Genomic DNA, 22,457 nt, shown 5'->3' with positions numbered 1-22,457 from the left:
GGTAATCCCCCCGAAAAACCAGGGTGCTCATAAGTAGAATTTTCCCGTACCTTGAACGCAGGAGGTTCTACATGAAAACATCACGCTTTAGCGATACCCAGATCATCGCCATCCTCAAACAAGCTGAGGCTGGAGCTCCCGTCCCGGAGCTCTGCCGCGAGCATGGCATCAGCACGACCACCTTCTACAAGTGGCGTTCCAAATTCGGGGGGATGGATGCCTCCCTCATGGCTCGACTCAAGGAGCTGGAGGACGAAAACCGCCGCCTCAAGAAGATGTACGCCGAGGAGCGCCTCAAGGCAGAGATCATCACCGAGGCCATGGCAAAAAAGTGGTAACGCCATCTGCCCGCCGGGAGATGGCGACCAAAGCCGTGACTCACTACGCCATATCCATCCGTCTGGCTTGCCGGATCTTCAAGGTCAGTGAAAGCTGCTATCGCTATCAGCCCGTGCTGGTCGATGAAAACCAGGAAATTGCCGATTGGCTGCTACGTATCACGGCCAGCCAGCGCAACTGGGGCTTCGGGTTATGCTTTTTGTACCTGCGCAACGTCCAAGGCTTTGGCTGGAATCACAAACGGGTATACCGGATCTATCGGGCGCTGGAGCTCAATCTGCGGATAAAACCCAGGAAACGGTTGGTTCGGGCTAAGCCAGAGCCGTTGGCGGTTCCCGACCAGCCTAATCAGTGCTGGTCGATGGACTTTATGCATGACCAGCTCAGCGATGGCCGCTCGGTGCGGCTGTTTAATGTGATCGATGACTTCAATCGTGAAGCGCTGTGCATCGAGGTGGATTTCTCCTTACCCGCCTCACGAGTCAAACGGGCGCTGGAGCAGGTGATCACGTGGCGAGGTAAGCCCGCCATTATCCGATGTGACAATGGCCCGGAATACATCAGCGAAGAGCTCAAGCGATGGGCGAAACAGGAGGGGATAACCCTGGGCTATATCCAGCCAGGAAATCCGCAGCAGAATGCCTACATCGAACGTTTTAACCGCACGGTGCGCTACGACTGGCTGGGCCATTACCTGTTTGAGTCACTGAATGAACTACAGGAGTTTGCCACGAACTGGCTGTGGGTTTATAACCATGAGCGGCCCAATATGGCGCTGGGTGGCTACACGCCGAAACAGCGTCTGGCACAGGCCGCATGACCTCTACTTTTGAATGCCCCTAAAAATGGGGGGATTACCACGGTAATGCTCTAGTGAAGAGGAATTCACGGCTTGCACGATTTATTGAATCTTGTAGTCGGTGGGTGACTGGCGGATGGCGTGATGCTTCGCCACCTTATCATCGTCTGCTAAACCAAGCCCTCGCGATAATCTACGGCGGACGGGTTAGCGATGCTGAGGAGCAGGTGATAACTCGACTACTGATGGCCTTCTTACGCAGTGGAATCAACGGTAACGAGATGACCCATGCTTGGTTAGTTCGCTTTTACCATGAGCTTATTGCCCCATGGCAAGCTCTTGCTAGAAATCCGCATCAGGAATGGGAGATATGTGCGGAGATGATCTCGAAGGTCGATCCTGCATTGGGACATGATATTCCTCTTAAGGTCTTCGCAGGACGTACAGATGGGTTGGGCCAAGTGACCTTGAGCACGCTTCATAGTGCCAAAGGTCGGGAGTTTGATGCCGTTATCCTGTTTGGTATCAACCACAGAGATTTTCCTAGCTGGCGTGATAGTCAGTCGGAACGAGCCATGCGAGAAGCAAGGCGGCTCTTTTACGTGGGAGTTACTCGGCCACGAAAAGAGCTATGTCTAGTTTTTGAGAAGGGAAACCATTCACCTTGGGTTCTTGAGCTTTATCAGCGCAGTCAGCAGGTATAGCTGGTTATCATCCACAGTTTTACCAAAGAAACACCTTCAAGGTGATCACTTAGCAATTAATTGGCATTGTTTATTCAAGATTGAGATTGGCTCTCATGAACCAAATCTCAGACATATTTTATCTCCATGAACCTACCTCAGGGACTGCTTCGGCAGTCCCTTTTTTCATTGGAGATCTCTATGGCTCATTTGATTGATTCCATGGCCTACACCGGCCAAACCCCTTGGCATGGCCTCGGCAATGTCCTACCCCCACAACAGTCCCTCGATGTCTGGCTGCAAGCTGCAGGGATGGACTGGACCATCGAGCAAAGCGATGTGCTGTATCAGGGCTCGCCTGACCTGCACACCTACCCCGACAGCAAAGTCCTATACCGTTCCGATACCCTGGCACCGCTGTCGGTAGTCTCACAGCGCTACAACGTGGTGCAGCCTCATGAGGTACTGCACTTCTATCAAGATTTGGTGGAAGCCGGTGGTTTCGAGCTGGAGACAGCAGGCTCACTCAAAGGTGGCCGCAAACTCTGGGCCTTGGCCAAAACCGGCCAGGACCTGATGCTCAAAGGCGGTGATCTGGTGAAATCCTATCTGCTGCTGGCGACCAGTTGTGATGGGACGCTCTGCACCACGGCGCAATTCACCTCGGTGCGGGTAGTCTGCAACAACACTTTGCAGGTTGCAGTAGGAGACCAGACCGGCGCCATCAAGGTGCCCCACTCAACCCAGTTTGACGCTGCAGCAGTGAAACAGGCTCTGGGGCTTGGGGTAAGCCAGTGGGACCATTTCGGCCAGTACGCCAAAGAACTCAGCCAACGGCCTGTGGCACCTCAAGAGGCACTGCGCTTTTTCAGTGATCTGCTGGCACAGCCTGTGGAGGAAGAGAGCATTGTGCTCACCCGGCCTGTACAGCGTTTACATGAACTCTATCAAGGGGCAGGGATGGGGGCCGAGCTGGCCAGCTCGCATAACACCGCGTGGGGATTGGTCAATGCGGTTACCGAGTATGTCGATCATCATCGCCGTACCCGCAGCCAGGGTCATCGGCTGGATTCCGCCTGGTTTGGCCAAGGGGCTCAACTCAAATCCCGTGCCTTGGCGCAAGCCATAACCTTACTGCAGTAGGAGAGATCAACATGTCTTCATTGAACTATGGCGACCACCTTATCTCCCCGCGCATCGGGTATGAGCACCACGGGATCTACGTCGGTAACGATTGGGTGATCCACTACCAGGGCCCGTTTTCTGGTCATGACTCGTGTCAGGTTGTCATGTCTACGTTAGGGGAGTTTTGCCAGGAGAAGGACTTTATTATCAGGACCCATCCTCAGCGACTGAGCCCGGATCACAGTGTCAACCGAGCGCACAGCCGTCTGGGTGAACGCAGTTATAACCTGCTGTTCAACAACTGTGAGCACTTCGTGATGTGGTGTATCAAAGACCTGCACCACTCACCTCAGGTAACCCGTGCCGCCCAAACGGTAATCGCTTCTCAGGTGGTGAAAGCCTCGGTCGGAAAGCTGGCCTCCACGACCGGAGCCGGACTGACTGGTGCCTATGTCAGTAGCACCGCAGCGACGTCCACTGCGGCCTCCCTGGTTGCGCTAGGGAGCGTGCCAGCATGGGCACCGTTGGCCCTCGGTGCGGCTGCTGCCTACGGCGCACACAAGCTGTGGAACTGGTTAACGGATTAGACGGCTCATCAGGTCCGTCATGGTATTGGTGACCCACTGACGATCATCGTCGGTGAGTTGCTCAAGTTGGTGAGCTAATCTGACGGCTTGCTCAAGGGGCCGCGAACTGGTTTCACGGAGCAAGTCCGTCAGCTCACATCCAAATATTTGTGCCAACTCAGCCAGTCGAACGATAGTGGGAACCACAATCCCCCGCTCCATGCGAGATACCGCCTCCATCCCAATCTGCAGCCGTTCCGCGACTTCCTCTTGGGTCATTCCCCGTTGTTGACGTTGATAAGCAATGGCTCTGCCCACTGCTTTGGCTAACGCGTCCTGATTGATATCCATCACACCTCCAGATTCAACTTTTAAAGTTGACACCCGGACTTGTTGACATGAAGGACTCAAAACGATGAGGATCGCCCTTAATGGTTGATTTTGGTTGAGACTGGACCGAATGGGTCGAATTACATCAAGACATTTTAGAAGGAAACAAACATGAAAAAATCCATGCTATTGCTAGTAATGCTGGCAGCCACTCAGCAAGCACATGCCCTCAGTGAGTCAGCCGCTGATGCCCCAGGCTGGAAGCAGTTTGGTAACGCAGCTGAGGGATTCAGCTACGGTGTCTATAACCGGGCGGATTCATTCACCATTCATTGTCACCCTAACAAACCCGCCACCATCAATGTGGACATCATGAGTGTCGGAAAATACGGCTCTCAGGACTATCAAAGTGATTTCGTTTTTGAAGTGGATGGCAAGATCTTCATTGGCCACCGGGTTCTTCAAGACCAGAAAAGTTTTGAGGAACTCTGGACCGCACTGAGAAATGCGAAAGAACTAGGCGTATATCAACGCGAAAAAGGCAGCCGCAAATTTTCGTTCCCAACAGCGAACATTGCAAACACGCTACCGGCGCTGGGCTCGCCAGGCTTTCCTTGCCAATCACAAGAGACCTATGACGCCGCCGTCCTCGACGAAGACCTGGCTAACATCGAACCGCTGAAGGAGGGCGATGTACAGTTGAGAAAACGCGGTAATCCCTATTACGGCAAGACGACCTGGAACAAGTACCTGCTCGATATCACCAGCCGCAGTAACCGGATGGTGATCACCGATCTCAAGATCAACCGGGGTAGTTGCACGATTAACCCGCAAGCCAAGCTGCCCTTCCGGATGGGCTTTGGCGGCAAAGTGACGCTCTCTCTGCTGCCGGAGGACTGTAACCCCCTTGAGGTTACTGTGACCACCCTGGGTGGCGAGCAGACGCTGTCGTTTGACCAATAACCCAACCCAGGGAGGCAACAGCCTCCCTGTTATTTTTAAAAGGTAATCACAATGAACCGACTTATCGCGCTGCTGGTGGCTCTTGCCACCAGTGGTGTCGGGGCAGAGGAGAATGGCTGGTCTCGCAGTTGGGGGCCGGGTACGCAGGCGAATTACAACATCACCCTCGCAGGCTCCGCCCTGCTCACTATTATCTGCCGGGATGATGCGCCGCTCACCATGCTGGCGACGATGAACGGTCGTGATTATGGCAGCGACAGCAAACGTCAGTTTGCCTTACTGGTGGACGGACAACGCTATGACGCCCCTTACCGGCAAGGTGACTTACCCACGTTCTGGGAAGCGCTTCGCAACGCAACCTCGGTGGCGCTATTGCTGCCGTCAAATCCCCCCATCGATTTGCCCACCAGCCACCTTGCAGAGGTACTGCCAGCCATTGGCTCGCCAGATAACAACTGTATTGCGCCTGGGTCATCACCGGACTTTGGCACACCGTGACGATGGCTTACACCAACCTTTGCAACCACACCCAGAGGGAGGCGAATGCCTCCCTCGTTTTATTGGATATATGACAAGGAACGCTTATGACTATTCCCTTTTTCCGGGATGGCTTTGCCCTGCCCGTTGCCCAAGCGCTGCTCACGTTACTCAATCAGGAGGTTGCCAATATCGGCTTCAACCTCGAGCGTATGACCCAACTCACCTTCAACTTTCGCAGCCCCACCTACAGCCCCGAGCAGGGAGGGGCTCACCCGGTCGAGATCCGCTTGATACGCGGCCTTGATGGCTGGCTGTTCGATTACGTCACCGACTTCAGCTACCAGGGACTGGGCCAGGATGCCGAGCTCTGCAAGGAGCTCGATTTCAACTTCCTGGATGACGAACACTATTTGCAAGGATGGGGGCCTATCCAGCGCTCAGAGGCCCATGAGTTATTCACCCTGTGGCAGACCAACTTTGTTGCCTACTGCCGGATGGCGTACTTCACCGTTACGGTTAGTGGGGAGTAGGAGGTGTGTGATGACTAACGAACTGCCGCTATCTCACTATTCACGCCAGTGGCTTGGACTGGTTGCGGCTAAAGCTAAACTGCAGCCGACTCGCCGGGGCGAGCGCTGGTTGCTGCACCTGACTCCTTGTAGCCCAAACGCTCGCACCGTCACGCTGCACTTACGTTGGACTGGGGAGCTGTGGCAACTGCTCTCCCTCACCAATGCCGAGGACTGGCGCACCATGAGTCAGCCCGTGGATGAAATCTGCGTGGACCCCAAGCGCCAATGTTTCTGGCGCTGCCAAGCAGGCCCTATCCCGCTCTCTGAACAGCCTCGTGTACTGGGCAGCTTTCTGGCCGACCTGCAGCGTACCTGCATTCATCACGGCTATCGCGTGGAGAGTGACTCCTTACCTCAAGAGGAGGCGAAAGGTGCCAAAACAACCGATCGCCGTTGAGCTTGAAGCGATTAATCGAGATGGCGAGACGCAGGTGGTGCGCGACAGCGGCCTGACCGTACAAGGTTACAGCGTTTATCTGCGGGCGGTAGAGACCAGTGGGTTGGCGCTGGCCACCTGGATAGCTGACTACGACACCATAGGACCTGCCTACCAGTTGGCAGAGCGGCTAAGTATTGCGCTCGCTATCCTACTCAACGTACTGGTCCCCGGACCGCTGATGCCGGTGAAGCGCACCCCTACAGCCGGAACAGGAGCAGAAGCCGCCACCAAGGCCAACTGAACACCCCTCACAGTGAACCAACAACCGCTCTACCTTTAACCCTGACATGCTTTATGTGTGCCGGGGTTTTGTTTATTTGGAGAACCCCACATGCGTTACCACAAACTCAAAGCCGGGGAATGCCCCGGCACCTATGTCGTCACCGAACCCGTGACCGAGCAAGACCTGTTGCGTATCGCCAATCAGATTGCTCGCAAGCGTCTTGCCAAAGGCTCCGCCATCACCAGTACCACAGAGGCCGCTGAGCGGCTGCAGACCCTGCTGCAGGACCGGGAGCACGAAGTGTTTGGTGCACTGTTCCTCGACTCCCAACATCGTGTACTGGCCTTTGAGGAGCTGTTTCGCGGCACCTTGGACAGCGCCAGTATCTACCCACGGGAAGTGGTCAAGCGGGCCATACTGCTCAACAGTGGGGCCATCATCGCGGTGCACAATCACCCCAGCGGTGACCCGGAACCCAGTCAATCTGACAGGGTCTTTACCCAGGCCCTCAAAGAAGCCTTGGCGCTGGTCGATGTGCGATTGCTTGACCATCTGGTGGTCGGTGCTGAGGGCTTAGTCTCGATGGCCGAAAGAGGTCAGCTATGAACCAGACCCCAGGCAAAACCCACCTCACCGCCCTCGATATCCTCATCGAGTTGCGCTGTTGGCTGGCAGACAACGTCGAGATGCAGACCGAGCCCGCCATCGTGGCTCACCTGCCTAACGGCTCCCCGCTCACCCAGGCCGATAGTATCGAGGCTATTGATGCGCTGCTGCATCAGCTGCGCCATTAGTCCGTTCCAAAAGAGAAATGAGCGATGCGATTACCTAACCCCTATTCCCTTGAGGAAACCCTGAGCAAGCTGCGCCATCGTCTGGCTACTGCCTGCAACGAGGAGGCGCTGGTGTTGTTGGAGAAGGCCGTCACCAAGGCTCGTGCTGACGCGGTGTATGCCAAGCAGTTTGACGCGGCGTTGCTGCAGGGCTCCACCGTCGAGATACGCGAATGCCTCAGTTGCTTTGGCGACTACTTCGAGCGCTCCCGAGACGCTCCGCCCTATTACCCACACCACGACGCCGTCAACGGCATTGATTGTGCGCTCTACGCCATCCTGTTTGATGCTGCTCACCCCGACACATGCCAAGATCACCAATAACGAACCGTCGATCGCCCAATAACATGCCGATCACGTTTCCACCCGATCACCCGGATCATCCGCGCCAACACCATGATCCGGATATCCCGACATCACCCAAAGGGCCACCTCACTGCTGGTGGCCTTTGCATTTCAAGGAGTCACCCCATGTCTGCTTTCATGATCGATCGCAAGGACTACCTTGCCTTTGCCGTGCAGTTACACCGCTTTTGCAATGCCCCGATGCCACCGCACTACACCCTTGAGTTGCTGCGCACCCTCTGGTGGAACTCGCCAATGTATGTCACCAGTACCTGGACGTGGCGGGTAGATCGGTTGGTGCGGCTGATGATGCTCGCCAACCGGCGTGCCGTTTGGCATCGCTATCAGCTGGGGCGCCAGCAGGACCGCCAGGAACCACGTCAGCAGCGCTCGACCAAGCTGAGTCCGCTTAAACCGGCTCACCGTTACCATCAGGCACCACTCACCGATGCCGAACTGGTAGCCCTCTACAAATTCACCTGCTGCGCCCTGTACCAGTCGAGTGAATGGAGCGGGAGCCCTGAGCAGGCTCCCCGGCTGGTGAAGGTGATACAGCAGTTGCAGCAAGTGCTGGCGCAAGACGTGCTGACCCGGTTGTCACTGTGGGAGCAAGCACCTTGGGGAGAGATGTGATGGATCTCTCCATCACCCTGACGGTGACAAGCTCACCACCGAGTTCAACGGCCCACCTAGCCCAACGTATCGCCGATGACATGGCACTCCTGCATCACCATCTGGGGGATGGGGTCAGCGATGAACTAGGCATCAGCATCAGTTACCTGATTGAACAGTTTGCGCTGCTGGCAGCGGCTTACCGTTCACCAGCGGAAATGGAGAAACACCATGATTGAGTTCAATGACAGCTTTAGCCAGGCCGCCGTGGCAGAGGCCATGTGTGCCCATCCGGGACTCGCCAAGCTCATCAGTCAGCAGTTGATGCTGCCTAGCTTTGCCTATGCCCACGATGTGGAGGGACGGCGTATTGGCGGCCCGCTGGTTGCACCCAACCCGGTACTGCACAAGACCACGCTCTTTGTCAGCCCACGAGATATGCGTGAACACCTGCCACGAGAGATTCACTTCGCCCGCTTTCGCTGCGCCTGTAATGCAGCGGGTCAACCGGTCGGCGAGTGGCAACGGGTGATTGTTGGAGCCTACGTCAACCACGGCAGTAACGACACGCCGGATTGGAGTAGTCATACCTGAGTCACGGCCACCAGTACAAACAAGACCTCATGCAGCCCCTCACACCGAGGGGCTGTTTGCATTTTAAGGACCCCACCCATGCACGACCTGAGTGATTACAAGCCCCTGACCGCTCGGCAGATAACCACAGCCATCGGTCAGCTCAACCACAACACCGCGCCGAAGATAATGACCCACCTGGCATTACGGGCCCGACAGCCGCAACCGCTCGGTAATGGCCGCAGCAGAACCAAGGCTCTCAAGCTGCTGCGCCGGGTCAAGAAAGCTCACAAAGCAGGGCGTATCCCGTTCGAGCTCACTGTGACGGGTTGCCGCATCGACCGGGGTAGCCATCAGGCTGACCGCTACTACTACGACCGGACGCTACTGGCTCAAGGTTGGCAGCAATACGATACCGAGGAAGACGCCTGGTACTTCGGTATCTGGATTAATACCGAGAAGCTGGAGACCTTTACCTATGCCGAGGGAGATACCAGCCATGTGATTGCGCCAAACGTCGAGGCGTTTCGCGCTGAATTGGCGCGGCTATACCACTACCACCCACAAGCCCCGGCGTTTATCAGTATCGACCCCGAGGCCAACAGTGTGACCCACCACGTTGAAAGCAAGCCGGAGGTATGAAATGGCCAAACACATCACCATCAAGGTGCCCGGCAAACATCCGCAAACCGGCGAGCTCACTACCTTCGAGCTCAAGGGGCAGCGCATGGATATCGACATCGGCGGACAAGCTGTGCCCTTTCTCATTCACGGGAGGGGCATCGGTACGTCGCTCACTCACATCCCAAGCGGCTACCGCATCGCATTGCTCGGCGGCTGGCTCACCGCTCGTTACGCAATCCCTGAGAATAAGCCCAGCAGAGCGACCTGCGCTCAAATGGCCATCGCCCGGCTGGTGGCCCAGTACGGCTCACGGCACCTGCTGGACCGGCTCAATTGCAAGCCGGTTATCAACGAGGCGACTGACTGCGCTCGTTGACGCCCGACTGTCTCGCAAATCAACAAACAGCATAAAGGGCCAGCCCTCACAGGCTGGCCCTTTGCATCATTGGAGTCACCGAACATGACCCGTCTAATCACTGGGCTCGAGGTGCATCGCTATGCCCCCGAGCTTAATAAACTGCATCTGCGTAACCGGCAGACGTTACCCGCTCCCGGCATCACCACCATCAAGGAAGCCAAAGCCCGCCTATTTGGTCGCTGGCAGCCAGGACATCAGGTGACCATAACTGTGAGCCATCCTGACTACGTCAATCTCTCCCGGCTCTACCGAGGGCGACTGACAAACCTGACAGACCTCCCAGAGCACCTGACCAGACTACGCCAGCGCCACAACGTGCCCGGCACCATCATCGACATTCAACTTAGGTATCGCTAATCATGACCACAACCGATCCCACGTGCCCTGTCACACAGCAACCTGAGGTCCCAGCTGTCACGCTGCCTCCCAGCATCAGCTGGGGTCTGCCTAGTGATATCTCCCCACGCTTTGGCGCTCGTCTGATACAGAGTCGCTACCGACTCGATTTTCTATCCGATCGTGCCAGTCTGATCGGTGACTGGAGTGAGGTGCAGATAGCCAAGCTCGACCGAGCTTTCCCGGAGATCATCAAGGCTCTGGAAGCCAAGCTGCTGACCGGCGAACTGGATGCCCAACGTCAGCACTGCATCACTATCCAGCACGGCGGCTTTACCTGCGAAGCTGATACCCTTGGCAGTCACGGCTATGTCTACTTAGCCATCTACCCAGCGACCAACATGGACGCCAATCCTGAGCGCAAGACGTGACCACCAATCCGCTTGTGGTAACATTTTGGCACCTACTCATCCGTGATTAATGGGATAGATCGTGGGGAAGGCCAATTTATGGCCTCCCCTTTGTTTTTTTGTCCGCCAACTTGAGGCGTTGACCATCTCATCTCTGCAATAACAACGATGCTCCGTGATCGCCATTATGCGTGACATTACGCATAGTGCTGCGGGGTTCATTTGTATAAACTGCCCGCCAGATAATTGATAGACGACTGACGGGCCGGACTTTTTCTCGCCGATGCATCACCTTGGCTGCATCGCCTTCTGTTGACCCACCACCCTGGATAGGTCCCTGCTGCGCCCGCAAGGCTCGGCATGCGCCGTTCCGTCAGTCTGACGACTTGGCCCGCATCCTCACCTTGGCTTTCGCGCAGGTGTGCTGTGACGGCAACACGCATTAACCGGAGAACCCCATGACCGACCTCAACGAGCTCAGCCAGGCGCTGCTGGCCGCCGTTCCTGAAGATGGCAGCACTATCGGTAACCAAGCCTTGATGGACACCTTGAAAGCCCAATTCAGCGACCTGACCGATGAGGACTTTACCGCTGCACGCGAGGCCCTGTTGGAACAGGGCGTACTGCGCAAGGGGCGCGGGCGGGGCGGTGCTGTGCTCCGGGTGTTGGAAGGTGAAGCCGCCGTTGCAGCACCACGCAAAGCGAAGGCCGGTGGCAGGGCTAAGCAGGCCAAGGATGAGCCGCAAGTTACCGGTATCGAGGGGCTGAAGAAGACCCTGTGGGCTGCCGCAGACAAGCTGCGTGCCGACATGGACGCCGCCGAGTACAAGCACATCGTGCTGGGCCTTATCTTCCTCAAGTACATCTCCGACTCCTTCGCCGCCCGTCGAAGCGAACTGACTCGCCGCTTTGCCGATGAGAGCGACGAGTACTTCCTCTACGACTGTGACGATGAGCTGCTGGCCGAGGAGCTGGAAGACCGTGATTACTACCGTGAGGTGAACGCCTTCTGGGTACCGGAAGGTGCCCGTTGGGAGGGGCTGCGGGCCCATGCCAAGCAGGCTGATATCGGTAAGCGTATTGACGATGCGCTGACCCTGATCGAACAGGAGAATCCGCGCCTCAAGGGCATCCTTGACAAGCGCTACGCCCGTGCCCAGTTGCCCGATGGCAAGCTCGGCGAGCTGGTGGATCTGGTTTCCAAGATTGGCTTTGGCAGTGATGTCGGTGAAGCACGCGACATCCTGGGGCAGGTCTACGAGTACTTCCTTGGCGAGTTTGCCAGTGCCGAGGGCAAGAAGGGGGGTCAGTTCTATACCCCGGCCAGCATCGTCAAAACGCTAGTGGCGGTGCTTGCTCCCCATCATGGCCAGGTCTACGACCCCTGCTGCGGTTCAGGCGGCATGTTCGTGCAGTCGGAGAGGTTTATCGAAGCCCATGGTGGCAAGCTGGGTGATGTCTCCATCTACGGTCAGGAGTCGAACCCGACCACTTGGCGGCTGGCGGCCATGAACCTCGCCATCCAGGGGATGGACTACAACCTCGGGCGCGAAAACGGTGATACCTTCACCCGCAATCAGCACCCTGACTTGCGTGCCGACTTTGTGTTGGCCAACCCGCCGTTCAATATCAGCGACTGGTGGCATGGTAGCCTCGAGGGGGATCCGCGCTGGGTCTACGGTACGCCGCCTGCGGGCAACGCCAACTACGCCTGGCTGCAGCACATGCTCTACCACCTCAAGCCAACAGGTCGCGCTGGTATCGTGTTGGCCAACGGCTCAATGAGTTCTCCACAGCGTGGCGAAGGCGATATTCGCCGTGCCATGGTGGAGGCGGACGTGGTGGAGTGCATGGTGGCCCTGCCGGGACAGCTCTTCTTCAACACCCAGATCCCGGCCTGCCTCTGGTTCCTCACCAAGAACAAGACCCGCCGCCAGGGCGAGGTGCTGTTTATCGATGCCCGCAAGCTGGGCACCATGATCAGCCGGGTGCAGTGCGAACTCGATGAGAGCGCAATTGCCCGTATCGCCGATACCTTCCACGCGTGGAAAGGGGACGGTGAGTGCGATCAGCCTTACGAGGATGTAGCGGGATTCTGCCGCAGCGTAACCCTGGCCGAGATTGCCGAGCACGGCCATGTGTTGACCCCCGGCCGCTATGTGGGCGCCGAAGAGGTCGAGGACGACGATGAAGCCTTTGCCGACAAGATGGCTCGGTTGACCAATCAACTCGGCGACCAGATGAGCAAGGGGGCCGAGCTGGATCGGTTGATCAAACATAAGCTGGGGGGGCTAGGGTATGAGTTCTGAGGCTCCAGTCGTCAAGACAACTCGAGTTGGTGGTAGAGCTGCGACAGAAGGTGTAATCCGAGGGCGATTTGCTCTGTCGGTTGGAATGCCGAAGGAGCAACCGCCAGAGGGATGGGAATGGGTTCCTCTTTCATCCGTCGCGCGCTTAGAGTCGGGACATACTCCAAGCCGTAAGCATCCAGAGTATTGGGGAGGAAAAATTCCCTGGATTGGTATCCGAGATGCAACATCCAATCACGGGCGGACAATCTATCGAACCGAGCAAACAACGAACTCTCTGGGGATCGAAAACTCATCCGCACGAGTTTTGCCCGCTAATACAGTTTGCCTATCTAGGACAGCGTCTGTTGGATATGTTGTCGTCATGGGCGTACCAATGGCGACAAGTCAGGATTTCATCAACTGGGTGTGTTCGGAGGCAATTGACTATAGCTACCTCAAGTACGTGCTTTTTGCCGAGCACGACAGCATGCTGCGTTTCGCAAGTGGTACCACACACCAGACAATATATTTTCCGGAAGCAAAGGCTTTCCATGTGTGTCTTCCACCTATTGCCGTTCAGCGTCGCATTGTTGACAGTCTTCAAACCCTTGATGATCGTATAGCCCTTTTACGCGAAACCAACGCCACGTTAGAGGCGATCGCTCAGGCGCTGTTCAAGTCGTGGTTTGTTGACTTCGATCCGGTTCATGCAAACGCTGGGGGCGAGCAACCAGCAGGTCTACCCCCCGAGGTTGCGGCCCTGTTCCCCGACAGCTTCGAAGAGTCAGACCTTGGTCAGGTGCCGAAGGGGTGGAGCACGGGTTCACTTAACGATCTTGCTTTACTCAATCCTGAATCTTGGACCGTTAAGAATCGACCTGACTCTGTGGCTTATGTTGATTTGGCCAATGCCAAAGAGAACGAGATTGCCGAGATCACTGAGTTTCTGTTTGAGGATGCACCTAGTCGGGCGAGACGAGTATTGCGTGATGGTGACACGATCGTGGGCACTGTCCGGCCGGGTAACCGCTCTTATGCGTTCATCAGCAATCCTCGGCCTAATTTGACTGGAAGCACTGGTTTTGCGGTACTGCGGCCCAAGCAGAAGGCTGCGACCGAGTATGTCTATCTTGCAGCTACTGCGAATAGCAGCATTGAATACCTTGCACATGTTGCTGATGGTGGTGCTTATCCGGCTGTTCGTCCGGAGGTAGTAAGCAATTTGCCGTGCGTCCTACCGAGTTATGATGTTCTCAACGCTTTCCATGCGGTTGCGGCCCCACTTTTTGCCAAGGTGGCAGCGAATCACCAGCAAGCCCAAACCCTCGCCAACTTGCGCGATACACTGCTACCCCGCCTGATCTCCGGTCAACTGCGCTTGCCGGATGCCGAGGAACAACTGAGCGAGGCCGGACTATGTCAGTAACTCAGGAAGGCTACCGGAACTACCTGTTAGCCCGGCCGATGACGGCTAATACCGTGGACTCGTACTGCTCAGGTATTAACCACCTTGCTAGGCACTGTGGGCTGGACCTGTGGTCTATCACCGATATTGTTCAACTAGAGTCACTGCTTGCCAGTTATGACTTAGGGGGGGAGTTGGCTGAGGAGGGCAATTACGGGAATGGGGCTGCACGTAATGCGCTGCGTCAATTTCGTGATTATGTCGTCAGCCAGTTGCAGGATGTTAAAAACGTGGATGGTACATCCGAATATCAGGCATTTTGGGACTCCCTTGGTGCGCGTGAGCGAGAGTGGGCTCAATGGGTGATTGACGAGGCGACTCAGCGTTTCCCTAAAGCGGATCAATGGATTAATAGAGGAGGGCCAAGCTGGGTTCTGGGAATCAAGCCAAAAGGTGCCTCTAAAGCCATTTCGCAAGTATTGAGAATCGCTCGAGACCAAGGAAAAAAATTGTGGTGTACCGTTCTGCTAAAAGGGGAACGCTATGCTGCCATTACGCCTGAGCCAAAGCATGGAGAGCTCCGGTATCAGGCTGACACCAGTGAAAGTGTTTCAGCTTGGTTTGATAGTACCGTGGTGCCCTTGATAAAAAATGAGAATATCAATGTAAACGGACACAGTAATCGGCCTGTCGGTGCGCCTTCAGTTCCACAGAAGTCAGAGACGAACATCATGAATGACCTAGTTCCCCTGAATCAGATCCTCTATGGCCCGCCCGGCACAGGTAAGACCTATCACACCATTAACAAGGCGCTGGCCATTCTGGACCCTGAGTGCTGGTCCCAATACGACAAGGATGAAAGCCCAGAGGCCCGCAAGGCGCTTAAGGCGCGCTTTGATGAGCTGGTCAAGGAGGGACGTATCGACTTTGTGACCTTCCACCAGAGCTTCAGTTATGAGGACTTTGTGGAGGGGATCCGGGCTGAGAGTGATGGAGACAGCGGTCAACTGACTTATGACGTGGTTGATGGTGTCTTCAAGCGCATGTGTGACGCGGTGGCAGCCAAAGTCACGCGCAGCGACAGCCATGAGGCGATGACGCTGGAGGGACGCCGGGTCTGGAAGATGTCACTTGGAAATACCAAGGGGGATGATGCTCATATCTTTGATGACTGTATTGAAGAGGGGGTGATCCGTCTGGGGTATGGAGGCGCGCATGATTACAGCCAATGTAAGAGCCGTGAAGAGGTGCAGGCTCTGCTGGAGCAATCAACTGGCAAGATAGATAACGCATATGACTACACCGTTACCAGCGTGATGACGCTGGTGAACCGGATGAAGGTTGGCGACCTAGTTGTTGTGACTGATGGTAATTTCAAGTTCCGGGCTATTGGTGAGATTAAAGGGGATTACCGACGGGAACTTCATCCCGATTATGATGATGGTTATGCTCAGGTTCGTCCGGTCAAGTGGCTATGCCAGTTCAGTCCCTCGCTCCCATGTAGTGAACTGATCAACGGTCGCTTTAGTCAGATGACGCTCTATGAATTGAAGGCTCCGACCTTGATCCCGGAGAAGCTGCTTGCTCTGGTCAATGCCACTGCATCACAAGCTGGGTCGCAGAGTGAACCTGGTGCCACGCCATCAAACAAACGCGTATTGATCATCGACGAGATCAACCGGGGCAATGTTTCGCGCATCTTCGGTGAGTTGATCACCCTGATAGAGCCAAGCAAGCGAGCTGGGGCAAGCGAGGCGCTGACCACCACGCTGCCTTACTCCAAGCGCCCCTTTAGCGTACCGGACAACCTCTACCTTATCGGCACCATGAACACCGCTGACCGCTCCTTGGCCGGACTCGATATCGCGCTGCGTCGCCGCTTTGTGTTTGAAGAGATGCCGCCCAGGGCCGAGCTGCTTAATGGCGTGGTCATCGAGGATGAGGAGCACAAGGTAGACGTAGGCCGCTTGCTGCACACGCTGAACCAGCGCATTGAGGTGCTGTTGGACCGCGACCATTGCCTCGGTCATGCCTACTTTATGCCGCTCAAAGCGACTGCAAAGCCAACCTTGGCGCAGTTGGGATACATCTTCCAGCATCAGATCCTGCCGCTATTGCAGGAGTACTTCTTTGAGGACTGGCAGCGTATCGCCTGGGTGCTCAATGATCATCGCAAGAGCCGCGCTGAGGCGATGTTCCTCACACCTCCCAAACTCGATATCAAGACCCTGCTTGGTGATATAGCGGTTGGGGGGCAGCGCCAACGTTGGTGCATCAATGAGAAGGCGTTTACGCGTATTGAGGCCTATGCCTTGACCATCGAGGGTGACAAGGGGGCGCAGTGAAGGCTCCCATCACGGTTCGTGAGTACGACCGACTGGTTGTGAGAGATAACTGCGTGCCAGTTCAGGCACATCCTGATATCGATCAAGTGGATTTTGATTGGCTCTGTCAGTTGAGTCAGCGTTATAAGGTCACCCATGCTCCTGCCCTGATACAGGTGGAAGATAGCCGGACCTTGCAACTGGACAACTACGTGGGGGTGATAGAGACCCCCACCGGGCAGGTGATCGAGATCCTGCCCAAGACCGCCAGTGAGGGTGACCCACCCGAGCATGGCCGCGAGTTGATCCGCCGGATGCTGGAGCGAGCCCTGGATCTGCCCCCCCGTGAAACGGCGGAGGCGTCGCTGGAACGCTTTGATATGCCGCTCAACGAGTGGGTTATCGCGCGCTTTTTGGCCGAGCTCGATCAGCTGGTCAAACGCGGCGTGCGCAGTGACTATCAGCGCCTTGAGGCGACCGAGCCGTTCTTGCGTGGTCAGCTGGATGTCGCCCGGCAGATGCGCCAGCCACCGGGCCGGGGCCACCACTTTGCGTTACGTTACGACCTCTTCTTGCCCGACCGGGCTGAGAACCGGCTGCTCAAGCGGGCGCTGGAGACCGTCGCCAATGCGACTCAGCACCCGGACAACTGGCGGTTGGCACAGGAGCTGCGCCACTTGCTGGTGGATGTGCCTGCCAGCCGCGATGTGGAAGGGGACTTCAGACTGTGGCGACATGACCGCTTGATGGCTCACTATCAAGGGGTTCGGCCGTGGTGTGAGCTCATCCTCTATCGTGCCATGCCGAGTGCCCTGAATGGTGAGTGGCGTGGCATCAGCCTGCTGTTCCCCATGGAGAAGCTGTTCGAGCGCTATGTAGAGTCGTGCCTGCGTGAACAGCTGTTGCCCGATGCCAACCTCAAAGCCCAGGTGGCCAGTCAGTACCTTTGCACCCAGCAAGGCAAGCAGATGTTCCGGTTACAGCCGGACCTCTTGTTGCAGCACGGCAACAAGCGTTGGGTGATGGATGTGAAGTGGAAGCGGCTCGATAGCAGCGACCGTGACGGCAAGTACGGCATCAGCCAGGGTGACCTATACCAGCTGTTCGCTTATGGCCACAAGTACCTGACCGAGCAAGATTATGGTCATCTGGTATTGATTTATCCATCATGGAGCCAGCTCAAAGTTCCACTCGAACCTTTTTGTTATGATGCCCGCCTGACGTTGTGGGTCTTGCCGTTTGACTTGGCTGCCAGTTCGTCCCACCGGCTGATATTGCCTTGCCAGCCGAGGGCGGATTCTGCGTGCGAACTGCGTTTGCCACTGAGGCCCACCGAGCCCGCCTGACGGGCGTTTCTCCTTGTTGATGAGTGATGGTGCATGACCGAAGATCAGTTGGAACAAGAGGTGCTGGGGTGGTTGGCCGAGGTGGGCTATCGCGTGGTGTGTGGCTACGACGTTGCCCCCGATTCTGATAACCCGTGGCGTGAGCAGTTCCAGCAAGTGCTGCTGCGCGAGCGCTTGCGGGAGGCGATTGCCCGGCTCAACCCCTCCGTGCCGCTGGTGGCGCGTGAAGATGCGCTGACCCAAGTGGTCAACCTCGATACCCCGGCGCTGCTGTCGGCCAACCGGGCATTTCACCGCTTGCTGGTGAATGGAGTGCCAGTCCAGTACCAGCGCGATGGCGAAACGGTGGGGGACTTTGTCCGCCTCGTTGACTTCGAGCAGCCCACCGCCAACGAGTGGCTCGCCATCAACCAGTTCTCTATCAAGGGGCCCAAACACACCCGCCGCCCCGACATCATCCTCTTCATCAACGGGCTGCCGCTGGTGGTGCTGGAGCTCAAGAACCCGGCCGACGTGCATGCCGACATCTGGAAGGCATTCGACCAACTGCAGACCTACAAGGAGCAGATCCCCGACCTGTTCCAGTACAACGAGATCATGATTGCCTCCGATGGTAGCGAGGCGCGGATGGGATCGCTGTCTGCGGATGCCGAACGCTTTATGCAGTGGCGCACTGTGGATGGGGTCAACCTCGACCCCTACGGCGAGTTTGGCGAGCTGGAGACCATGGTGCGCGGCATTCTGACCCCGGCCATGTTGCTCGATTACCTGCGCTTCTTCGTGCTGTTTGAAGATGATGGCCGGTTGGTCAAGAAGATCGCCGGTTACCATCAGTTCCATGCAGTCAGGGCGGCCATCGAGCAGGTGGTGCTCGCATCGCGTCCAGACGGCAGCCACAAGGGCGGGGTGGTGTGGCATACCCAGGGCAGTGGCAAGAGCATCACCATGACCTGCTTTGCGGCCCGGGTGATGCGAGACGCCGCGATGGAGAACCCGACCATCGTCGTCATCACTGACCGCAATGACCTTGATGGCCAGCTGTTCGGGGTCTTCTCACTCTCGCAAGATCTGCTGCGCGAGGAGCCGGTGCAAGTGAGTACGCGAGGTGACCTGCGTGACAAGCTTGGCAACAGGCCCTCCGGTGGCATCGTGTTCACGACCATCCAGAAGTTCATGCCCGGCGAGGATGAGGACACGTTCCCTGTGCTCAGCGACCGCGCCAACATCGTGGTCATCGCGGATGAAGCACATCGAACCCAGTACGGTTTCAGCGCCTCGCTCAAAGCGCCAGGCAAGGTTGCAGAAGGGGCTGCGCGCTATCAGGTCGGGTATGCACAGCACTTGCGCGACGCGCTGCCCAACGCGACGTTCGTGGCCTTTACCGGTACGCCCGTATCAGCGGAAGACCGCGACACTCGCGCCGTCTTTGGCGACTACATCCACGTCTACGACATGCAGCAGGCCAAGGACGATGGTGCCACGGTTGCCATCTACTACGAGTCACGCTTGGCCAAGTTGTCACTTAATAACGAAGAGCTTCCCCACATCGACGACGAAGTGGATGAGTTGGCCGAGGATGAGGAAGAGAGCGAGCAGGCCAAGCTTAAGTCACGGTGGGCAGCCTTGGAGAAGGTGGTTGGCAGCAAGCCAAGAATTGAGCGGGTTGCCGCCGATCTGGTGGCCCACTTCGAAGAGCGCAATCAGGCGCAGCATGGCAAGGCCATGGTGGTCGCCATGAGCCGCGAGATTTGCGTGCACTTGTATGATGCCATCGTGGCCCTGCGCCCCGACTGGCATGACCCGGACCCCGACAAGGGGGCCATCAAGATCGTGATGACCGGTAGCGCTTCTGACAAGGCATTGCTGCGGCCCCACATCCATGCCACCCAAGTGAAGAAACGGCTGGAGAAGCGGTTCAAAGACCCGAGTGACCCGCTCAAGCTGGTCATCGTGCGTGATATGTGGCTGACCGGCTTCGATGCGCCCTGCGTGCATACCCTCTATGTGGACAAGCCGATGAAGGGCCACAACCTGATGCAGGCGATTGCACGGGTGAACCGGGTGTTCAAGGACAAGCAAGGCGGGCTGGTGGTCGATTACATCGGGATCGCCAACGAGCTCAAGAGCGCCATCAAGGAGTACACCGCCAGCAAAGGACGGGGCAAGCCGACCGTCGATGCCCATGAGGCCTACGCGGTGTTGGAGGAGAAACTCGATATCCTGCGCGCCCTGCTGCATGGCTTTGATTACAACGACTACCTCACCGGTGGCCACAAGCTGCTCGCCGGGGCCGCCAACTTTATTCTTGGCCTTGAGGATGGCAAGAAGCGCTTTGCCGACAACGCGCTGGCGATGAGCAAGGCGTTCACGCTCTGCTGCACCCTTGACGAGGCCAAGGCAGTGCGGGAAGAAGTGGCCTTCTTGCAGGCGGTCAAAGTGTTGTTGACCAAGAAGGCGATCTCCCAAAAGAAGAAAACCGACGAAGAGCGCGACTTGGCCATTCGCCAGATCATCGGCAATGCGGTGGTATCGGGCGATGTGGTCGATGTGTTTGAAGCGGTGGGGCTCGACAAGCCCAATATCGGCCTGCTCGATGATGAGTTTCTGGCCGAGGTGCGCAACCTGCCGGAGCGCAATCTTGCGGTGGAGTTGCTGGAGCGACTGCTGGAGGGGGAGATCAAGTCGAAGTTCGCGACCAACCTCTCCCAGGAGAAGAAGTTCTCGGAGATGCTGACCAAGGTGATCGCACGCTATCAGAACCGCTCCATCGAAACCGCACAGGTGATCGAGGAGCTGATCGACATGGCCAAGAAGTTTGCCGCCGTAAGCAAGCGGGGGCAGGCCTTGGGCCTTAACGATGACGAGCTCGCCTTCTATGATGCGTTGGCCAACAACGAGGCGTCAGTGCGTGAGCTGGGGGACGAGATACTGGCCAAGATAGCCCATGAGCTGACAGCCAACCTGCGCCGTAGCGTGACCGTGGATTGGAGCAGCCGCGAAAGCGTGCGCGCCAAACTGCGGCTGATGGTCAAGCGCATCCTGCGCAAGTACAAGTACCCGCCAGACCAGCAGGAAGAGGCTGCTCAGCTGGTTCTGGCGCAGGCAGAGAGCTTGTGTGAGGTGTGGTGTTGAGTGGGGGAGGCGCGAGCCTCCCTCACCTTATCTATCAAGATGTGTAGATATGGCTTACTTCAGTATGACGCTGCCTGAAGGTATCTGGTTGGCCTCTTCGAGGCTCAGGTAGCGTGGGCCTTGTACGCTGGCCAGTGACTTGAATAGCCACGGATGCGGCTTTAGCCAAGCTTTGGTGTCTTCGTAAATGTCTCCACCGACCACGAAGTAACGACCATCACACCCGTCATCGTGTAGTTCATTGACATCAGGTGTCGAGAGTTTCAGCTGGCAGTCTTCGATGACAACCACGACTTGAGACTTGTAAACCCCAATGACGGTGGAGATTTTGTTGGCCATATAACTTGAAACCCGCCAAGCGCTAATGGCGCCCTTGTAAGCACCTCGGCTGGAGTAGGTCTCTACCAAGTTGACTACCAATGCCGTCACAATACATACCTCGTTAAGTTGTTTGGAATGCGGTTTGTTGCTAGTGACCTGCATAGCCACCGATGAACGTGTTGATAGGGTCAGCGAGACTTGAAGTAGGTGACCTTTTCAAGGAAGTAGCGACCCAGTTCACCTTGATGTTGGTTCGCTTCGCTTTCTGCGCTGGCCAAGTGACCGTTGCGCTCCTTCCATACCGCATACGCGGCGGCCTTCTCGACCTCGACCCGTTCTTGCTGCTCTTTCGGTAGGGCGCACAGATTGTGACTCATACTGACCTCTTTGTTATTTGTTGACGCCATGGTACGCCATCAGTGGCATGCGGGACTTGCGCTGGTTCAAAGGTGGTGCGCTATAATACCTGTATTTATATACAGGCATTATTACCATGACGCTGTTAACCCCAGACCCATCACCCGCCGAGGTGACCATCCCGCTGTTCTTGCACCGCGCCTCTTGCGGCTTTCCCAGCCCAGCCAGCGACTATCTGGAAGGGAAGTTGGACCTCAACACCCACTGCGTGGCGCACCCTGCAGCCACCTTCTATCTGCGTGCCGAGGGGGAGAGCATGACCGGGGTCGGTATCTTTCCCGGTGACTTGCTGGTGGTCGATAAGAGCCTCACCCCGCGCCATGGTGATGTGGTGATTGCACTACTCGATGGCGGCTTCACGGTAAAGACCTTGCAGCTCAAGCCGAGGTTGCGGCTGTTGCCAGCCAATCCGGCGTTCGCGCCTATCGACCCTTTTATGAGCCTCTCCCTGGAGTTGTTCGGAGTGGTCACCCATGTGATTGGCAATCTGAGGCAGCGTGATGGCTATAGCGCTCGTTGATGTAAACAACTTCTACGCCAGCTGTGAGCGG

General features: G+C 56.7%; 28 protein-coding genes. 25 read left to right on the top strand and 3 right to left on the bottom strand.

What is annotated here, in order from left to right; genetic code table 11:
* Nucleotides 1–71: 71 nt before the first annotated feature.
* The 4 genes from AB5Y70_RS13200 (at nt 72) to AB5Y70_RS13185 (ending at nt 3,533) form a co-directional block, all read left to right on the top strand.
* Nucleotides 72–1,159, top strand: a protein-coding gene (locus AB5Y70_RS13200) for an IS3-like element ISKpn10 family transposase (RefSeq protein ID WP_099368947.1) whose coding sequence is annotated in 2 segments (ribosomal slippage) — nt 72–324 and nt 324–1,159 — 1,089 coding nt in all. Because the reading frame shifts where the segments join, the coding sequence is not laid out codon by codon here.
* A 224-nt stretch (nt 1,160–1,383) separates the two neighbouring features.
* Nucleotides 1,384–1,842, top strand: a complete 459-nt coding sequence (locus AB5Y70_RS13195; RefSeq protein WP_368176054.1) for a 3'-5' exonuclease — start codon at nt 1,384–1,386, stop codon at nt 1,840–1,842.
* 180 nt (nt 1,843–2,022) lie between these two features.
* Nucleotides 2,023–2,964, top strand: a complete 942-nt coding sequence (locus AB5Y70_RS13190) for a DUF932 domain-containing protein (RefSeq protein WP_368176053.1) — start codon at nt 2,023–2,025, stop codon at nt 2,962–2,964.
* An 11-nt stretch (nt 2,965–2,975) separates the two neighbouring features.
* Nucleotides 2,976–3,533 (top strand): lecithin retinol acyltransferase family protein, encoded by a 558-nt coding sequence (locus AB5Y70_RS13185; protein WP_368176052.1) that lies wholly within the window; start codon nt 2,976–2,978, stop codon nt 3,531–3,533.
* On the opposite strand, the gene AB5Y70_RS13180 is transcribed toward AB5Y70_RS13185, so the two are convergent.
* Nucleotides 3,522–3,866, bottom strand: coding sequence for a helix-turn-helix domain-containing protein (locus tag AB5Y70_RS13180; RefSeq protein ID WP_368176051.1), 345 nt, complete (start codon nt 3,864–3,866; stop codon nt 3,522–3,524). The two genes, AB5Y70_RS13185 and AB5Y70_RS13180, sit on opposite strands and share 12 nt — an antisense overlap.
* A gap of 147 nt (nt 3,867–4,013) precedes the next feature.
* Between AB5Y70_RS13180 and AB5Y70_RS13175 the strand changes: the two genes are divergently transcribed.
* The 20 genes from AB5Y70_RS13175 (at nt 4,014) to AB5Y70_RS13080 (ending at nt 21,168) form a co-directional block, all read left to right on the top strand.
* Nucleotides 4,014–4,805 carry a hypothetical protein gene (locus tag AB5Y70_RS13175; RefSeq protein WP_270825676.1) on the top strand — a complete coding sequence of 264 codons (792 nt, stop codon included), beginning with the start codon at nt 4,014–4,016 and terminating at the stop codon, nt 4,803–4,805.
* A 51-nt stretch (nt 4,806–4,856) separates the two neighbouring features.
* Complete coding sequence (locus tag AB5Y70_RS13170) at nt 4,857–5,303, top strand: hypothetical protein (RefSeq protein WP_199416850.1); 447 nt, start codon at nt 4,857–4,859, stop codon at nt 5,301–5,303.
* 86 nt (nt 5,304–5,389) lie between these two features.
* A complete protein-coding gene (locus AB5Y70_RS13165; protein ID WP_199416851.1) occupies nt 5,390–5,815 on the top strand; it encodes a DUF2787 domain-containing protein in 426 nt (141 codons plus the stop codon).
* A gap of 10 nt (nt 5,816–5,825) precedes the next feature.
* The gene (locus AB5Y70_RS13160) at nt 5,826–6,254 is read left to right on the top strand and encodes a hypothetical protein (protein WP_087755234.1); all 429 of its coding nucleotides are present in this window, start codon (nt 5,826–5,828) and stop codon (nt 6,252–6,254) included.
* On the top strand, nt 6,229–6,537 hold the full coding sequence (locus tag AB5Y70_RS13155; RefSeq protein ID WP_368176050.1) for a hypothetical protein: 309 nt from the start codon (nt 6,229–6,231) through the stop codon (nt 6,535–6,537). The genes AB5Y70_RS13160 and AB5Y70_RS13155 overlap by 26 nt, the downstream gene beginning before the upstream one ends.
* Nucleotides 6,538–6,627: 90 nt before the next feature.
* Nucleotides 6,628–7,125: a DNA repair protein RadC gene (gene radC / locus AB5Y70_RS13150; protein ID WP_042045083.1), complete on the top strand. Its 498-nt coding sequence runs from the start codon at nt 6,628–6,630 to the stop codon at nt 7,123–7,125.
* Complete coding sequence (locus AB5Y70_RS13145) at nt 7,122–7,313, top strand: hypothetical protein (RefSeq protein WP_029303518.1); 192 nt, start codon at nt 7,122–7,124, stop codon at nt 7,311–7,313. Before radC ends, AB5Y70_RS13145 begins: the two co-directional genes overlap by 4 nt.
* A gap of 24 nt (nt 7,314–7,337) precedes the next feature.
* The gene (locus tag AB5Y70_RS13140; RefSeq protein WP_368176049.1) at nt 7,338–7,676 is read left to right on the top strand and encodes a hypothetical protein; all 339 of its coding nucleotides are present in this window, start codon (nt 7,338–7,340) and stop codon (nt 7,674–7,676) included.
* Nucleotides 7,677–7,823: 147 nt separating this feature from the next.
* Nucleotides 7,824–8,330 carry a hypothetical protein gene (locus AB5Y70_RS13135; RefSeq protein WP_270823703.1) on the top strand — a complete coding sequence of 169 codons (507 nt, stop codon included), beginning with the start codon at nt 7,824–7,826 and terminating at the stop codon, nt 8,328–8,330.
* Nucleotides 8,330–8,548, top strand: a complete 219-nt coding sequence (locus AB5Y70_RS13130) for a hypothetical protein (protein WP_368176048.1) — start codon at nt 8,330–8,332, stop codon at nt 8,546–8,548. The genes AB5Y70_RS13135 and AB5Y70_RS13130 overlap by 1 nt, the downstream gene beginning before the upstream one ends.
* Nucleotides 8,541–8,903 (top strand): hypothetical protein, encoded by a 363-nt coding sequence (locus AB5Y70_RS13125; protein ID WP_021137996.1) that lies wholly within the window; start codon nt 8,541–8,543, stop codon nt 8,901–8,903. The genes AB5Y70_RS13130 and AB5Y70_RS13125 overlap by 8 nt, the downstream gene beginning before the upstream one ends.
* A gap of 78 nt (nt 8,904–8,981) precedes the next feature.
* The gene (locus AB5Y70_RS13120; protein WP_368176047.1) at nt 8,982–9,524 is read left to right on the top strand and encodes a hypothetical protein; all 543 of its coding nucleotides are present in this window, start codon (nt 8,982–8,984) and stop codon (nt 9,522–9,524) included.
* Nucleotide 9,525: 1 nt separating this feature from the next.
* The gene (locus AB5Y70_RS13115; protein WP_368176046.1) at nt 9,526–9,882 is read left to right on the top strand and encodes a hypothetical protein; all 357 of its coding nucleotides are present in this window, start codon (nt 9,526–9,528) and stop codon (nt 9,880–9,882) included.
* 84 nt (nt 9,883–9,966) lie between these two features.
* Nucleotides 9,967–10,281, top strand: coding sequence for a hypothetical protein (locus tag AB5Y70_RS13110; RefSeq protein ID WP_368176045.1), 315 nt, complete (start codon nt 9,967–9,969; stop codon nt 10,279–10,281).
* A gap of 2 nt (nt 10,282–10,283) precedes the next feature.
* A complete protein-coding gene (locus tag AB5Y70_RS13105) occupies nt 10,284–10,691 on the top strand; it encodes a type IV toxin-antitoxin system YeeU family antitoxin (protein ID WP_368176044.1) in 408 nt (135 codons plus the stop codon).
* Nucleotides 10,692–11,128: 437 nt separating this feature from the next.
* Nucleotides 11,129–12,979 carry a type I restriction-modification system subunit M gene (locus AB5Y70_RS13100; protein ID WP_368176043.1) on the top strand — a complete coding sequence of 617 codons (1,851 nt, stop codon included), beginning with the start codon at nt 11,129–11,131 and terminating at the stop codon, nt 12,977–12,979.
* Entirely contained in the window at nt 12,969–14,387 is a 1,419-nt protein-coding gene (locus AB5Y70_RS13095; protein ID WP_368176042.1) for a restriction endonuclease subunit S, read from the top strand. The genes AB5Y70_RS13100 and AB5Y70_RS13095 overlap by 11 nt, the downstream gene beginning before the upstream one ends.
* Nucleotides 14,378–16,711 (top strand): AAA family ATPase, encoded by a 2,334-nt coding sequence (locus AB5Y70_RS13090; protein ID WP_232091588.1) that lies wholly within the window; start codon nt 14,378–14,380, stop codon nt 16,709–16,711. Before AB5Y70_RS13095 ends, AB5Y70_RS13090 begins: the two co-directional genes overlap by 10 nt.
* A 110-nt stretch (nt 16,712–16,821) precedes the next feature.
* On the top strand, nt 16,822–18,036 hold the full coding sequence (locus AB5Y70_RS13085; RefSeq protein ID WP_232091587.1) for an McrC family protein: 1,215 nt from the start codon (nt 16,822–16,824) through the stop codon (nt 18,034–18,036).
* 33 nt (nt 18,037–18,069) lie between these two features.
* Nucleotides 18,070–21,168 carry a type I restriction endonuclease subunit R gene (locus tag AB5Y70_RS13080; protein WP_368176041.1) on the top strand — a complete coding sequence of 1,033 codons (3,099 nt, stop codon included), beginning with the start codon at nt 18,070–18,072 and terminating at the stop codon, nt 21,166–21,168.
* A 54-nt stretch (nt 21,169–21,222) separates the two neighbouring features.
* Here AB5Y70_RS13080 and AB5Y70_RS13075 read toward each other — a convergent pair whose 3' ends face one another.
* Complete coding sequence (locus AB5Y70_RS13075; protein ID WP_181023139.1) at nt 21,223–21,507, bottom strand: acyl-CoA synthetase; 285 nt, start codon at nt 21,505–21,507, stop codon at nt 21,223–21,225.
* A gap of 170 nt (nt 21,508–21,677) precedes the next feature.
* Nucleotides 21,678–21,866, bottom strand: coding sequence for a DUF3283 family protein (locus tag AB5Y70_RS13070; protein ID WP_064341007.1), 189 nt, complete (start codon nt 21,864–21,866; stop codon nt 21,678–21,680).
* 116 nt (nt 21,867–21,982) lie between these two features.
* On the opposite strand from AB5Y70_RS13070, the gene umuD reads away from it, so the two are divergent.
* Nucleotides 21,983–22,426: a translesion error-prone DNA polymerase V autoproteolytic subunit gene (umuD, locus tag AB5Y70_RS13065; RefSeq protein ID WP_103859282.1), complete on the top strand. Its 444-nt coding sequence runs from the start codon at nt 21,983–21,985 to the stop codon at nt 22,424–22,426.
* Nucleotides 22,427–22,457 lie beyond the last annotated feature (31 nt).

Source organism: Aeromonas sp. s1(2024) (genome assembly GCF_040908005.1).
In the GTDB taxonomy this organism is placed as follows: Bacteria; Pseudomonadota; Gammaproteobacteria; order Enterobacterales; family Aeromonadaceae; genus Aeromonas; species Aeromonas caviae.
Note: the sequence above shows the minus strand (reverse complement) of the source record. Positions and strands in the feature narration are given on the sequence as shown.

Coding starts and splice junctions, on each gene's coding strand:
- AB5Y70_RS13195 (WP_368176054.1), top strand. CDS start 1,384: ATGGCCTTCTTACGCAGTGGAATCAACGGTAACGAGATGACCCATGCT.
- AB5Y70_RS13190 (WP_368176053.1), top strand. CDS start 2,023: ATGGCTCATTTGATTGATTCCATGGCCTACACCGGCCAAACCCCTTGG.
- AB5Y70_RS13185 (WP_368176052.1), top strand. CDS start 2,976: ATGTCTTCATTGAACTATGGCGACCACCTTATCTCCCCGCGCATCGGG.
- AB5Y70_RS13175 (WP_270825676.1), top strand. CDS start 4,014: ATGAAAAAATCCATGCTATTGCTAGTAATGCTGGCAGCCACTCAGCAA.
- AB5Y70_RS13170 (WP_199416850.1), top strand. CDS start 4,857: ATGAACCGACTTATCGCGCTGCTGGTGGCTCTTGCCACCAGTGGTGTC.
- AB5Y70_RS13165 (WP_199416851.1), top strand. CDS start 5,390: ATGACTATTCCCTTTTTCCGGGATGGCTTTGCCCTGCCCGTTGCCCAA.
- AB5Y70_RS13160 (WP_087755234.1), top strand. CDS start 5,826: ATGACTAACGAACTGCCGCTATCTCACTATTCACGCCAGTGGCTTGGA.
- radC (WP_042045083.1), top strand. CDS start 6,628: ATGCGTTACCACAAACTCAAAGCCGGGGAATGCCCCGGCACCTATGTC.
- AB5Y70_RS13145 (WP_029303518.1), top strand. CDS start 7,122: ATGAACCAGACCCCAGGCAAAACCCACCTCACCGCCCTCGATATCCTC.
- AB5Y70_RS13140 (WP_368176049.1), top strand. CDS start 7,338: ATGCGATTACCTAACCCCTATTCCCTTGAGGAAACCCTGAGCAAGCTG.
- AB5Y70_RS13135 (WP_270823703.1), top strand. CDS start 7,824: ATGTCTGCTTTCATGATCGATCGCAAGGACTACCTTGCCTTTGCCGTG.
- AB5Y70_RS13130 (WP_368176048.1), top strand. CDS start 8,330: ATGGATCTCTCCATCACCCTGACGGTGACAAGCTCACCACCGAGTTCA.
- AB5Y70_RS13125 (WP_021137996.1), top strand. CDS start 8,541: ATGATTGAGTTCAATGACAGCTTTAGCCAGGCCGCCGTGGCAGAGGCC.
- AB5Y70_RS13120 (WP_368176047.1), top strand. CDS start 8,982: ATGCACGACCTGAGTGATTACAAGCCCCTGACCGCTCGGCAGATAACC.
- AB5Y70_RS13115 (WP_368176046.1), top strand. CDS start 9,526: ATGGCCAAACACATCACCATCAAGGTGCCCGGCAAACATCCGCAAACC.
- AB5Y70_RS13110 (WP_368176045.1), top strand. CDS start 9,967: ATGACCCGTCTAATCACTGGGCTCGAGGTGCATCGCTATGCCCCCGAG.
- AB5Y70_RS13105 (WP_368176044.1), top strand. CDS start 10,284: ATGACCACAACCGATCCCACGTGCCCTGTCACACAGCAACCTGAGGTC.
- AB5Y70_RS13100 (WP_368176043.1), top strand. CDS start 11,129: ATGACCGACCTCAACGAGCTCAGCCAGGCGCTGCTGGCCGCCGTTCCT.
- AB5Y70_RS13095 (WP_368176042.1), top strand. CDS start 12,969: ATGAGTTCTGAGGCTCCAGTCGTCAAGACAACTCGAGTTGGTGGTAGA.
- AB5Y70_RS13090 (WP_232091588.1), top strand. CDS start 14,378: ATGTCAGTAACTCAGGAAGGCTACCGGAACTACCTGTTAGCCCGGCCG.
- AB5Y70_RS13080 (WP_368176041.1), top strand. CDS start 18,070: ATGACCGAAGATCAGTTGGAACAAGAGGTGCTGGGGTGGTTGGCCGAG.
- AB5Y70_RS13075 (WP_181023139.1), bottom strand. CDS start 21,507: ATGGCCAACAAAATCTCCACCGTCATTGGGGTTTACAAGTCTCAAGTC.
- AB5Y70_RS13070 (WP_064341007.1), bottom strand. CDS start 21,866: ATGAGTCACAATCTGTGCGCCCTACCGAAAGAGCAGCAAGAACGGGTC.
- umuD (WP_103859282.1), top strand. CDS start 21,983: ATGACGCTGTTAACCCCAGACCCATCACCCGCCGAGGTGACCATCCCG.